General features: G+C 58.9%; 12 protein-coding genes. 7 read left to right on the forward strand and 5 right to left on the reverse strand.

Annotated features, from left to right (window positions below; all coding sequences use genetic code 11):
* Positions 1-1,116: methyl-accepting chemotaxis protein (locus KKO72_RS21140; RefSeq protein WP_214943007.1), on the reverse strand; the 1,116-nt coding region annotated here is incomplete at its 3' end.
* A gap of 396 nt (positions 1,117-1,512) precedes the next feature.
* Here KKO72_RS21140 and urtA point away from each other — a divergent pair.
* The 7 genes from urtA (at position 1,513) to KKO72_RS19385 (ending at position 8,319) form a co-directional block, all read left to right on the forward strand.
* Positions 1,513-2,775, forward strand: a complete 1,263-nt coding sequence (urtA, locus tag KKO72_RS19355) for an urea ABC transporter substrate-binding protein (protein ID WP_180132626.1) — start codon at positions 1,513-1,515, stop codon at positions 2,773-2,775.
* A 179-nt stretch (positions 2,776-2,954) separates the two neighbouring features.
* On the forward strand, positions 2,955-4,526 hold the full coding sequence (urtB, locus tag KKO72_RS19360) for an urea ABC transporter permease subunit UrtB (RefSeq protein WP_214943010.1): 1,572 nt from the start codon (positions 2,955-2,957) through the stop codon (positions 4,524-4,526).
* Between the two features lie 14 nt (positions 4,527-4,540).
* On the forward strand, positions 4,541-5,665 hold the full coding sequence (urtC, locus tag KKO72_RS19365) for an urea ABC transporter permease subunit UrtC (RefSeq protein WP_214943013.1): 1,125 nt from the start codon (positions 4,541-4,543) through the stop codon (positions 5,663-5,665).
* Complete coding sequence (gene urtD, locus KKO72_RS19370; protein ID WP_214943016.1) at positions 5,662-6,543, forward strand: urea ABC transporter ATP-binding protein UrtD; 882 nt, start codon at positions 5,662-5,664, stop codon at positions 6,541-6,543. The genes urtC and urtD overlap by 4 nt, the downstream gene beginning before the upstream one ends.
* A complete protein-coding gene (locus KKO72_RS19375; RefSeq protein WP_214943020.1) occupies positions 6,533-7,213 on the forward strand; it encodes a hypothetical protein in 681 nt (226 codons plus the stop codon). Before urtD ends, KKO72_RS19375 begins: the two co-directional genes overlap by 11 nt.
* A 6-nt stretch (positions 7,214-7,219) precedes the next feature.
* Positions 7,220-7,912: an urea ABC transporter ATP-binding subunit UrtE gene (gene urtE, locus KKO72_RS19380; protein WP_214943023.1), complete on the forward strand. Its 693-nt coding sequence runs from the start codon at positions 7,220-7,222 to the stop codon at positions 7,910-7,912.
* A gap of 50 nt (positions 7,913-7,962) precedes the next feature.
* Complete coding sequence (locus tag KKO72_RS19385) at positions 7,963-8,319, forward strand: sirohydrochlorin chelatase (RefSeq protein ID WP_214943026.1); 357 nt, start codon at positions 7,963-7,965, stop codon at positions 8,317-8,319.
* Between the two features lie 3 nt (positions 8,320-8,322).
* Here the strand turns inward: KKO72_RS19385 and KKO72_RS19390 are convergent, their stop codons facing one another.
* The 4 genes from KKO72_RS19390 to KKO72_RS19405 all read right to left on the reverse strand — a co-directional run bounded on the left by KKO72_RS19390 (position 8,323) and on the right by KKO72_RS19405 (position 12,010).
* Complete coding sequence (locus KKO72_RS19390; RefSeq protein ID WP_214943029.1) at positions 8,323-9,003, reverse strand: type 1 glutamine amidotransferase domain-containing protein; 681 nt, start codon at positions 9,001-9,003, stop codon at positions 8,323-8,325.
* A gap of 40 nt (positions 9,004-9,043) precedes the next feature.
* Positions 9,044-10,078 carry an NADP-dependent oxidoreductase gene (locus KKO72_RS19395; protein ID WP_214943032.1) on the reverse strand — a complete coding sequence of 345 codons (1,035 nt, stop codon included), beginning with the start codon at positions 10,076-10,078 and terminating at the stop codon, positions 9,044-9,046.
* A 44-nt stretch (positions 10,079-10,122) separates the two neighbouring features.
* Complete coding sequence (locus KKO72_RS19400; RefSeq protein WP_214943035.1) at positions 10,123-11,283, reverse strand: iron-containing alcohol dehydrogenase; 1,161 nt, start codon at positions 11,281-11,283, stop codon at positions 10,123-10,125.
* Between the two features lie 106 nt (positions 11,284-11,389).
* Positions 11,390-12,010: a TetR/AcrR family transcriptional regulator gene (locus KKO72_RS19405; protein WP_214943038.1), complete on the reverse strand. Its 621-nt coding sequence runs from the start codon at positions 12,008-12,010 to the stop codon at positions 11,390-11,392.
* Positions 12,011-12,061: the final 51 nt, after the last annotated feature.

Consider the following 12,061-nt stretch of genomic DNA (forward strand, 5'->3'; position numbering starts at 1 on the left):
GTTGGTCTGGAAGGCGATGCCGTCGATGACGCCGATGATGTCGCTGATCTTTCGGCTGCTGTCGTTGATTTCTTCCATGGTGCTGACCACCTGGCGCACCACCGCACCACCCCGTTCGGCCACGCTGGAGGCGTTGGCGGCCAGGGAGCTGGCCTGGCGGGCGTTGTCGGCGCTGAGTTGCACGGTCTGGGTGAGGTGGTCCATGCTGGAGGCGGTGGCCTGCAGGTTGCTGGAGGTTTGTTCGGTGCGTTGGGCCAGGTCGTTGTTGCCTTGGGCGATCTCGGAGCTGGCGGTGGCGATGCTGTCGGTGCTGTGGCGCACCTGGTTGACCATGGTGCCTAGCGAGGCGTTCATGCTCGAGAGGGACTTCATGAGGTCACCAAATTCGTCACTCCGGCTGGTGTCAATGCTCATGCTGAGGTCGCCCTGGGCGATTTTTGCCGCCAGGTCGTTGGCGGTGTCCAGCGGTTGGCGGATGGAGCGGATGAGCCAGGCGGCACCCGCCAGGATGCCGGTCACCAGTAGCAGCATCATGGCGCCGGTGAGGTAGATCAGGTTCTGGGCGCGGTGGGCAAACTCTTCTTCGGTGGCCAGGAAGGACTTTTCTTGCAGGGTGACAAAGTCGCGCTGGGATTGTTGGTAGGCCTGCATGGCGGGCTGGAAGCTGTCTTTCACAATGGCTGCGGCCTGTTCGGGGCGGCCTTCGGAGCGTTCCTTGACGGCAGCTGTGCGTGCCTCAATCATCTTTTTGCGGTTGGCCGCGATGACTTTCATCTGTTGGCGGTCGTCATCGGTGAGTTCGTCGTCTTCGATGGTTTTCTGGATCTTGCTGATCTGGGCGGTGGTGTCGGCCATCGCTTCTTTGAGGCCCGCTTCGAGCACGGGGTCGCTGCTGAGCATGAGCGCCTGGGTACGGGCGGCATTGGTTTGTGTCAGACCGGCCCAGCGCAAGGAGGCTTCGATCCGGCTATTGAGTTTGTGGAGCACCTGCGCGCTCTCCGCGCGGTCTTCAGCGGTGCGGTAGGCCGTGTAGCCCACCACTGTCACCAAGGCCAGCACAATGAGTAACACCGACAGCCACAGCTTGGAGGTCAGACGCAGGTTTTGAAGGTTCATGATTTTTCCTTAACAAATGAGGGATGGGCTGCGCAAAACTGCTGACTGGCACCCAAAGACGGACGCGGCACCCTGGCCTTTTGGGTGGTGCACACAAGCAGACGCGCTGGTTGTCTGATGCATGTATTCACCCTTCTAAAAAAACGACAAACGTTAATATTCATCAAAATTATACATAAATTGTAATTTTTTGCTTGTCGATTAGCTTTTTGACGGGCGTTCAACACTCCGAGGGGTATGCAACAGACACGACGCCCCATACGCCACAAGGCGTATTTCCCAAAGCCGCAGGCTTACCTAAAGTCCAACCATCGCTGAACACAAGCCCGCATCAAAACGCAGGCCACCCACAGCGACAACGGTTTCATCAACTTTGGAGTAGCCCACATGTCACTTATGAACTCACGTCGTTTCACCCTCAAGGCACTGTCGGTCGCCGCTGCGTTGTCGACCCTGTCTGCCCTGCCCGCCCTCGCAGCCGATACCATCAAGGTTGGTGTGTTGCACAGCCTCTCCGGCACCATGGCCATTTCTGAAACCGTGTTGAAAGACACCGTGCTGATGGCGATTGACGAGATCAACGCCAAGGGCGGTGTGCTCGGTAAGAAGTTGGAGCCCGTGGTGGTCGACCCGGCCTCCAACTGGCCGCTGTTTGCCGAGAAGACCAAACAACTGCTGGGCCAGGACAAGGTCGCTGTGATTTTTGGCTGCTGGACCTCGGTGAGCCGCAAGTCGGTGTTGCCGGTGGTCGAAGAAATGAACGGCCTGCTGTTCTACCCGGTGCAGTACGAAGGTGAAGAGCTGAGCAAAAACGTGTTCTACACCGGTGCCGCGCCAAACCAACAAGCCATTCCCGCTGTGGACTACCTGATGAGCAAAGACGGCGGCGCCGCCAAACGCTGGGTGCTGCTGGGTACCGACTACGTTTACCCGCGCACCACCAACAAGATCCTGCGCGCCTACCTCAAGAGCAAGGGTGTTGCTGACAAAGACATCGACGAAAAATACACACCGTTTGGCCACTCTGACTACCAAACCATCGTGGCTGACATCAAGAAGTTCAGCGCTGGTGGCAAGACGGCCGTGGTTTCCACCATCAACGGTGACTCCAACGTGCCCTTCTACAAGGAACTCGGCAACGCTGGCCTGAAAGCCAAGGACGTGCCAGTGGTGGCGTTCTCGGTGGGTGAAGAAGAGCTGCGTGGTGTGGACACCAAGCCGCTCGTGGGCCACCTGGCCGCCTGGAACTACTTCATGAGCATCAAGAACCCGACCAACACCGAGTTCATCAAGAAGTGGAGCGACTACGCCAAGGCCAAGAACCTGCCCGGCTCTGACAAGCCTTTGACCAACGACCCGATGGAAGCCACCTACATCGGTATCAACATGTGGAAACAGGCGGTTGAAAAAGCCAAGTCCACAGACACCGACAAGGTGATTGCCGCCATGGCCGGCCAGACCTTCAAGGCACCGAGCGGCATCGTGAGCAAGATGGATGAAAAGAACCACCACCTGCACAAATCGGTGTTCATCGGTGAAGTCAAGGCCGACGGCCAGTTCAACGTGGTCTGGAAAACACCCGGCCCGGTGAAAGCCAAGCCATGGTCTCCGTTCATCGAAGGTAATGCCGGTAAGCCCGACGAACCTGCGAAGAAGTAAGAAGCTACTGCGCGGGCCAATCTGAGGCTTGTTGTGCTCGCCGTACGAGAGTACGGCTGTGCGCTCCAAACCTCACCTTGACCCGCTCGCGACGCTTCTTCCATTCTTCGCAAATCCATCCTTTGAAAGAAATTGCAGCGTGGGCATGGGCCACCGTGCCCACTCTACAGGTTCTGACCATGTTCAAAAAAATACTCCTATCCACTTTACTTTTGATAGCTGGAAGCGCTTATTCCTTGACGGCTGAAGAGGTCAAAAGCATCACAGTCGGCGAAACCGACAGCCGCGTCGAGGCGCTGGCCAAAGCCATGCTGGCGGCCGACGACAAGACAGCAGCCTTTCTGCAAGCCCTGTCGGATGACGCGGTCAAAGTGGCGGGTGACAGGATTCTGGTGATCCAGGGTGACAAGGTGGTCGACGCGGTCACCGAGGCCGTCGTGACCCTGCCTGATGACGCCGAGGATGTGATCAACAACAACCGCATGCGCGGCGAAATCGACTCAGCGCTGGCCGCGCTCAAGCTGTTCGCCAAAGACGATACCGTGCGTGCAGCGGCGGTGAAACAACTACAAAGCGACGCAGATGAAACCAAGCTGCCGCTGATTGAAAAAGCCCTGGCCACCGAGTCAAACGCCAGCATCAAGGACCAGCTGAATCTGGTGCGCGCCGCCGCCCTGCTCGGTAGTGCCGACAAAGCCAAACGACTAGAAGCGGCCAAGCTGCTGGCCACCAGCGGCCAGGCCAATACCAAAACCATGCTGTTGGCCCGGCTGGAAAGTGAATCGGATGCCGAGGTCAAAGTCGCTCTGGGCGCCGCGCTGCGCCAGGTGGAGTCGGCGCTGGCCTGGGGCGACAAGCTGGGTGCCCTGTTCAGCGGCATCAGCCTGGGCTCGATCCTGCTGCTGGTGGCGCTGGGTCTGGCCATCACCTACGGGCTGATGGGCGTCATCAACATGGCCCATGGCGAGTTGATGATGATTGGCGCCTACGCCACCTATGTGGTGCAGGGCCTGTTTCGCACTTACCTGCCTGGCGCCTTTGACTGGTATCTGCTGGCGGCGGTGCCGGTGGCGTTTTTGGCCTCGGCACTGATGGGCGCGCTGCTGGAACGCAGCGTGATCCGTTTCCTCTACGGCCGCCCGCTGGAGACACTGCTGGCCACCTGGGGTATCAGCCTGATGCTGATGCAGCTGGTGCGTAGTGTGTTTGGTGCACAAAACGTTGGGGTGGAAAACCCGTCCTGGATGAGTGGAGGGGTGCAGATGCTAGGCAATTTGTCGCTGCCCTACAACAGGCTGATCATCATCGGTTTTGCGATTTTTGTGCTAGGCAGCGTGGCCTGGTTGATCGGCAAAACACGGTTGGGTTTGTTTGTGCGCGGCGTCACCCAAAACCGACCGATTGCCTCATGTATGGGTGTCAACACCGCACGTATTGACACCTACGCCTTTGCCCTGGGTTCGGGCATTGCCGGGCTGGCCGGCTGTGCGCTGAGCCAGGTCGGAAATGTCGGCCCAGACCTGGGCCAGGGCTACATCGTCGACGCCTTCATGGTCGTGGTGCTGGGGGGGGTTGGGCAACTGGCTGGCACCGTCTACGCCGCACTGGGTCTGGGCATTCTGAACAAGTTCCTGGAGGGCTGGGCCGGTGCGGTGCTGGCCAAGATCGCGGTGCTGGTGTTCATCATCATCTTTATTCAAAAGCGACCGCAAGGGATTTTTGCGATGAAAGGCCGCTCAGCGGAAGCTTGATCATGAGTGCCTCTATGAAACCTGTTGTCTCCTTACCTTCCCCTGCCCCCTTGCTGAGTCGCACCGGCTGGGCCGCCTTTCTGGTGGCGCTGATCGTTGTCTGTGCGGTGGCGCCGGTGCTCAATCTGCTGGTGCCAGCAGAAAACATCTTTCACCTGAGTGACTACGGCGTGGGGCTGGTGGGCCGCATCATGTGTTACGCGATCTGCGCCCTGGCAATGGATCTGATCTGGGGCTTCACCGGCATCCTGAGTCTGGGCCACGGCCTGTTTTTCGCGCTGGGAGGCTACGTGATGGGCATGTACCTGATGCGCCAGATTGGCTTAGACGGCAATTACAAGAGTGAACTGCCGGACTTCATGGTGTTTCTCGACTGGAAAACTCTGCCCTGGCACTGGACCTTTTCCGACAGTTTTGTGGCCACCCTGTTCCTGATCATCGCGGTGCCCGGTTTGGTAGCCTTTGTGTTTGGCTATTTTGCCTTTCGCTCGCGCATCAAGGGGGTGTACTTTTCGATCATCACCCAGGCCATGACCTTTGCGGCGATGCTGCTGTTTTTCCGCAACGAGACCGGTTTTGGTGGCAACAACGGCTTCACCGACTTCAAACGCATTCTGGACATCCCGGTGGCCACACCCAGCATGCGTATGACGCTGTTTGTGTTGACCGGTATCACACTGCTGGGCTTCTTTTTGATGGCACGCTGGTTGATCAACAGCAAGTTTGGCCGGGTGTTACAAGCGGTACGGGATGCGGAAACCCGTGTCATGTTCTGCGGCTACAACCCGTTGGGTTACAAGCTCACCATCTGGACGATTTCGGCCATGATGTGTGGTGTGGCCGGTGCGCTGTATGTGCCACAGGTCGGCATCATCAACCCGAGTGAAATGAGCCCGGCCAACTCAATCGAGATCGCAATCTGGGCGGCCGTCGGTGGGCGCGCCACGCTGATTGGGCCGATCCTGGGTGCCTTCATCGTCAGTGGTGCCAAAAGCTGGCTCACCGTGGCCTACCCCGAGTTCTGGCTGTATTTCCTTGGCGCGCTGTTCATTGGTGTGACGCTGTTCCTGCCCGACGGTGTGGTGGGGCTGGTCAAACGTTTGTCGAAGGCTGCCAGCACCTCAGGAGACCGCTCATGACCCCCGAACTGATGGAGCAAGGCGCTCGCCGTGCTGAGACCTACCGGGCCAACCACCCCACCACCAGCGGCAACACCGAGTCTGGTGGTCGTGCTGCTGCCTTTTCAAGACTGGCCGTCCCGGGCGAAGTCGACACCACCCATGGCCGGATTCTGTATCTGGAAGACGTGAGTGTGAGTTTTGACGGCTTCAAGGCCATCAACAAGCTGAGTCTGGACATCGCCCCCGGTGAGCTGCGCTGCATCATCGGCCCCAATGGCGCTGGCAAAACCACCATGATGGACATCATCACCGGCAAGACCCGCCCCGACGAAGGCCGCGTGTTTTTTGGCAGCACCATCGATTTGCTGCGTTACAAAGAATCCGAAATCGCCCAGATGGGCATTGGCCGCAAATTCCAGAAACCCACAGTGTTTGAACAACTCAGCGTGTTTGAAAACCTGGAGTTGGCGCTCAAAACCAACAAGGCGGTGGGTTCGTCGATGTTGTTCAAGCTGGATTCCGCGCAAAGTGACCGCCTGGCCGAGGTGTTACACACCATCCACCTGAGCGACAGTGTGTCGCGCCAGGCGGGTTTTCTGAGCCATGGGCAAAAGCAGTGGCTCGAGATTGGCATGTTGCTGATGCAGGACCCCAAGCTGCTGCTGCTCGATGAACCCGTGGCTGGCATGACCGACGAAGAGACCGAACGTACCGCCGAGCTGTTCTTGTCACTCAAAGGCAAACACTCGCTGATGGTGGTGGAACATGACATGAGTTTTATCAACACCATCTCGGACATCGTGACCGTCTTGTGTGATGGGTCGGTGTTGGCGCAGGGCACCTTGGCGCAGGTGCAGGCGGATGAGCGGGTGATTGAGGTGTATCTTGGAAGGTAGCCGTATTTACCTCGCCGATGGGGCTTGCCGGGTACCTTTCCAGGCGGGTGAATCACTATTTTTTGTTTCGCTTGCCAGCGGGGCAGTTGCCGGGTCGTGCGCCCGGCTGCGCACTCACTTTCTTTCGTTTCGCCGAAAGAAAGTAAGCAAAGAAAGGGCGACCCCACTGTCTGCGACCCGAAGCAAAGCTTCGGGCAACCTGAGTGATGCGGGTTTGGCGGGGAACCGCTCGAACTCGGCTATCGCCTCAGACAATCGCGGTTCCTTTTTCCGCCAAACCCGCACCACTCAGGCGCATACAGAGGGGATCCACGAAATTCCGCTCGTGGCGCTATGCGCCACATTGCGCGCGCACCCGACCGATGGAACCTACCAGCGCTGCAATGCCCGCCGCCGCCGGGCGAGCAGTGCTGCGCAGGGCGCCGTGGTGCGTCGGCGAGTAGCGCAGGGCTGGGCGGATCAGGGCTCGCGATTGTTTGAGGCAAAGCCGAGTTCGAGCGAGACCCCGCACAGACCGAGCAACGCAGCGTACCGGCACACCGTGCCGGGCGACGCATTCGGCTCGTTTTTTCTTTGCTTACTTTCTTTTGACGAGGCAAAAGAAAGTGAGTGCGCAGTCGGGCGCATGTCCCGACCAACGCTCGCAGCAAAAACAACAAAAAAAGGATAAAGACAGATGCTGAACGTCACCAACATCAACCAGTATTACGGCGGCTCTCACATCTTGCGCGATGTGAACCTGCAAGCCGAACTGGGCAAAATCACGGTCGTTCTGGGTCGCAACGGTGTCGGCAAGACAACCTTGCTCAAAAGCCTGATGGGCCTTATACCTATTAAGACAGGCGCTATCGAATTTGATAACAAACCAATTCAGAACGCCACCCCCTTCGAGCGCGCCCGCGCAGGCATTGGTTTTGTGCCGCAGGGGCGCGAGATTTTTGCCCGCCTCACGGTCGAGGAAAACCTGCGCATGGGTCTGGCCTACAAACCGGCCAGCACACCGATTCCGCCCGAGTTGTTCGAGCTGTTCCCGGTGCTCAAACAAATGCTGCAACGCCGTGGGGGCGACCTGTCTGGCGGGCAGCAGCAGCAGTTGGCCATCGCCCGTGCCTTGGCGGCGGGCCCCAAACTGCTGATGCTGGACGAACCGACCGAAGGCATCCAGCCCAGCATCATCAAGGACATTGGCCGCGTGATACGTATGTTGGCCGACCGTGGCGACATGGCGATTGTGCTGGTGGAGCAGTATTACGACTTTGCCCAGGAACTGGCGGACCACTATGTGGTGATGGAACGCGGCGCGGTGCGAGCCCAAGGACTGGGCAGCAACATGGAGGCCGACGGTGTCAGGCAAATGGTGGCGATTTAGCAGCCAAGCGACAGCTTGGGTACCATGGCGTTTTCTGGTACCCCCTTCTTATGCACGCCACCCTGCTTTTTGCCCACGGCTCACGCGACCCGGCGTGGCACCAACCCCTGCTCAACATCGCCCAGCGCATGGGTGAACTCTCGCCTGGTACCTGTGTACGTTGTGCTTTTCTGGAATTGACCCAACCCGACCTGCCCAGCGCCGCAGCCGAGGTGGTGGCACTGGGTGCCAGCCACATCACCGTGGTGCCGATGTTCATCGGTGTGGGCAAACACGCCCGGCAGGACTTGCCGGTGCTGATGGCATCCCTGAAAGAGACCTACCCGCAGGTGCAGTGGCGGCTCAAACCCTCCGCAGGCGAGGAGCCAGCGGTGATTGATTTGCTGGCCCGGTTGGCTCTGGCGTAAGGCTCAGACCAGCGCTTGCAACAAGGCCTTGGCGGCGGGTTCTGACGAGGCCGGGTTTTGGCCCGAGATCAACAAGCCGTCGGTCACCACATAAGGCAGCCAGTCTGCACCCTTAGAGTACAGCCCGCCGTTGTGCTGGAGCATGTCTTCCACCAAAAATGGCACCACATCGGTCAGGCCCACGGCGGCTTCTTCGCTGTTGGTAAAACCTGTCACCGATTTGCCAAACACCACCGATTGGCCATCAGCACCCTTGGGGTGGCGCAACACCCCCGGTGCGTGACACACCGTGGCCACCGGCTTGCCTGCAGCCAGCATGGTTTCAATCAACTGGATGGACAACACATCTTCTGCCAGATCCCACAGCGGGCCATGGCCGCCTGGGTAAAACACGGCATCAAAGTCCTGCGCGGACACATCCGACAACTTGAGCGTGTTCGCCAGATGTGCTTGCGCAGCGGGGTCCGCCCGGAAACGATGGGTGGCTTCGGTTTGTGAGGCCGGGTCATCACTCTTGGGGTCCAGCGGAGGCTGGCCCCCCAAGGGCGAGGCCAGTGTGATCACAGCGCCGGCGTCTTTGAACACGTAATAAGGCGCGGCAAACTCTTCCAGCCAGAAGCCGGTTTTGGCACCGGTGTTGCCTAATTTGTCATGCGAGGTCAAAACCATCAGTATTTTTTTCATGTGTTTCTTTCAGAGAGTGAAGTTGGGGGAAGTTTCTGTGTCAATCTTTGGCCACACGGACAATCAGCTTGCCAAAGTTCTTGCCTTCGAGCAAACCGATGAAGGCCTGTGGCGCGTTCTCCAGTCCGTCAACAAAGTCCTCACGAAATTTGATTTTTCCTTGGGCCAGCCATTGCCCCATTTCCTTGGCAAACTCCGGATAACGGTGCCCGTAGTCGTCAAAAATGATGAAACCTTGCATGCGGATGCGTTTGGTCAGCAAGGTGCGCATCAACAAGGGGCTGCGGTCCGGCCCGTCTGGCAACTGGGTGTCGTTGTAGTTGGCAATCAACCCACAGACCGGCACCCTTGCCGACGTGTTGAACAGCGGTAACACCGCGTCGAACACTTTGCCACCGACGTTTTCAAAATAGACATCGATGCCTTGCGGGCAGGCCGCTGCCAGGCGCGCTGCAAAGTCCGGGCTCTGGTGGTCAATACAGGCGTCAAAGCCAAATTCTTCAACCGCTGCAGTGCACTTGCTCGCACCACCAGCGATACCCACCACGCGGCAGCCCTTGAGTTTGGCAATCTGCCCCACCACCGAGCCCACGGCCCCGGTGGCGGCAGCAACCACCACGGTTTCCCCGGCCTTGGGCGCACCAATGTCCAGCAACCCCATGTAGGCGGTGAAGCCGGGCATGCCCAGCACCCCCAGCGCCAGTGACGGCGCGGCCACACCGGGGTCGAGTTTGGTCAGGCCATTGCCGTCCGAGACGGCATAGTCTTGCCAGCCGGTGTAGGCCAGCACCCAGTCGCCTTCGCTGAAACCGGCATGTTGGCTGCTGGCCACGCGGCACACCGTGCCTCCCACCATGGTGGCGCCCACAGCCACCGACGCGGCATAACTGGCAGCATCACTCATGCGGCCACGCATGTAGGGGTCCAGCGACAGATAAACGGTACGCAGCAACACCTGGCCTGGCGCAGCGCTGGGCACCGGGGATGTCGCCAGATGAAAGTTCGCCGGTGTGGGTGCACCCACCGGGCGCGATGCCAGTTGGACCTGGCGGTTGAGCTTGGCGTTTTGGGTCATGTGAGTCTCTTTTGGGATGAATGGGTGGGCTCAGATTGGCGGGCTTATAGCGCCGCCTCGAGCACACGTCGGCTGACTGCCAGGCTCACGTCACCGTGTTCACCCAGCTGGGTCATGCCATGGGCTTGTAATTGCGCCAGCACCAGATCAACGGCGTCCTGGCCCAGGTCATAAGCACTCAGCCGGGTTGGCAAGCCCATGCGCTCGAAGAAATCGCGGGTGGCCTCAATCGCGGCGCTGATGCGCTGCTCGTCGCTACCACTCTGGATACCCCACACACGCTGGCCATACTGCAGCAGCTTGTCATGTTTTTGGGCGCGCCGCTCATTCAACATGGCAGGTAACACCACCGCCAGTGTGCGGGCATGGTCGATGTTGTACTTGGCGGTGAGTTCGTGGCCAATCATGTGGGTGGCCCAGTCTTGCGGCACACCGGCGCCAATCAGGCCATTCAATGCCAAGGTGGCCGTCCAGACCAGATTGGCGCGGTCGTCATAGTCAGGCTCCGATGCACTCAGCAGGCGTGGGCCGATCTCGATCAGGGTCTGCAACAAGCCCTCGGCAAAACGGTCTTGCACCGGCGCGTTGACCGGGTAGGTCAGGTACTGCTCCACCGTGTGCACAAACGCATCGACCACCCCGTTGGCCAGCTGTTTAGCAGGCAAGGTGTAGGTTTTGGTCGGGTCCAGGATCGCAAATTTCGGATACACATGGCGGCTGCGAAACGGCAGCTTGGCGCCCAGCGCATGGCGTGTGATGACGCCGCCATTGTTCATCTCCGAGCCGGTTGCTGGCAAGGTCAGCACCACACCAAAGGGTAGAGCCTGGGTGATGTTGCCACCAAACTTGAGCAGGATGTCCCAGGCATCTCCCTCAAAAGGCACGGCAGCTGCGATGAATTTGGTCGCGTCAATCACCGAGCCTCCTCCCACGGCCAGCAGGAAGTCAAAACCTTGCTCACGCACCATCTCAACGGCTTGCATTGAGGTCTCGAAACTCGGGTTGGGCTCAATACCGCTGAAGGTGCTGTGGGTGCGTGCACCCAGAGCCTCACGCACCTGCGCCAGGGTGCCAGTTTTCTCAGCACTGGCGCCCCCCACCAGAATCAGGACTTTGGCCGTGGCAGGTACCAGCTGAACCAGGTCGCCGATGCGGTCTTTGCCAAAAGCGATGTGGGTCGGGTTGTAAAAGTCGAAGTTTTTCATGGGAATGGGTTGGTAGAAGTGGGTGAGTGAAGGAAGGTGAATCAAAAATACAGTAGACCGGTCGACTATAAAGTGGGCAAAAAAAAGCGACTGTGTGTTGTGCCTCTTAACGGCCCCGTGAACCCAACACTTGCTCGGTGGCCACCAAGGCGTGTTCAAAAGGGGACGCATCACGGCGCAATTTGGCCAGCAAACTGGCACCCAACCACAGCTCATACAGCGTCAGGGCGGTACTGGCCGCATCCAGGGACAAGGCCACAGAACCATCGGCGCGAGCGTCTTCCAGACACTGGGCAATCCGGCTGACCACGCGGTCGGTGCCACCCCGCAAGGTCAGTCGCATGGCTTCGGAAATATCGGCCACCTCGGCACTGAGTTTGACAATCAGGCACTTGTTGCCCGCATCCTGTGACGCACAGCTGGTTGCTCCGACGTCACACTGGCTGGTGTTCCAATACGACCAGTAGGTCATCAGGCGTTGCCGTGCGGGTGTGCCATCGGGTTTGAACAAGGCATCCAGACGTGCCAAGTAAGCGTCGATGTAGCGGGTCAGCAAAACCTCGCCAAAACGCTCCTTGGAGCTGAAGTAATGGTAGAACGAGCCCTTGGGGATACCGGCCGCACTCAATATCTCGGACAAACCGACGCCCACAAAACCTTTGTGGGCGATCAAGCGCTCGCCACAATCCAGGATGTGGTCTTTGGTGCTGTTGGATTCGGTTGCCATGTCGCAAGTGTAGCACAAGTAGACCAGTCGTCTACTTGTGTTTTGAATGCC

Origin of the sequence: Rhodoferax sp. U11-2br (assembly GCF_018619435.1) — a bacterium.
GTDB lineage: Bacteria > Pseudomonadota > Gammaproteobacteria > Burkholderiales > Burkholderiaceae_C > Rhodoferax.

Excerpts from the sequence above, each read along its gene's own strand:
- KKO72_RS19385 (WP_214943026.1), top strand. The coding sequence starts at position 7,963 with ATGCACGCCACCCTGCTTTTTGCCCACGGCTCACGCGACCCGGCGTGG.
- KKO72_RS19390 (WP_214943029.1), bottom strand. The coding sequence starts at position 9,003 with ATGAAAAAAATACTGATGGTTTTGACCTCGCATGACAAATTAGGCAAC.
- urtE (WP_214943023.1), top strand. The coding sequence starts at position 7,220 with ATGCTGAACGTCACCAACATCAACCAGTATTACGGCGGCTCTCACATC.
- urtC (WP_214943013.1), top strand. The coding sequence starts at position 4,541 with ATGAAACCTGTTGTCTCCTTACCTTCCCCTGCCCCCTTGCTGAGTCGC.
- urtD (WP_214943016.1), top strand. The coding sequence starts at position 5,662 with ATGACCCCCGAACTGATGGAGCAAGGCGCTCGCCGTGCTGAGACCTAC.
- KKO72_RS19400 (WP_214943035.1), bottom strand. The coding sequence starts at position 11,283 with ATGAAAAACTTCGACTTTTACAACCCGACCCACATCGCTTTTGGCAAA.
- urtB (WP_214943010.1), top strand. The coding sequence starts at position 2,955 with ATGTTCAAAAAAATACTCCTATCCACTTTACTTTTGATAGCTGGAAGC.
- urtA (WP_180132626.1), top strand. The coding sequence starts at position 1,513 with ATGAACTCACGTCGTTTCACCCTCAAGGCACTGTCGGTCGCCGCTGCG.
- KKO72_RS19395 (WP_214943032.1), bottom strand. The coding sequence starts at position 10,078 with ATGACCCAAAACGCCAAGCTCAACCGCCAGGTCCAACTGGCATCGCGC.
- KKO72_RS19405 (WP_214943038.1), bottom strand. The coding sequence starts at position 12,010 with ATGGCAACCGAATCCAACAGCACCAAAGACCACATCCTGGATTGTGGC.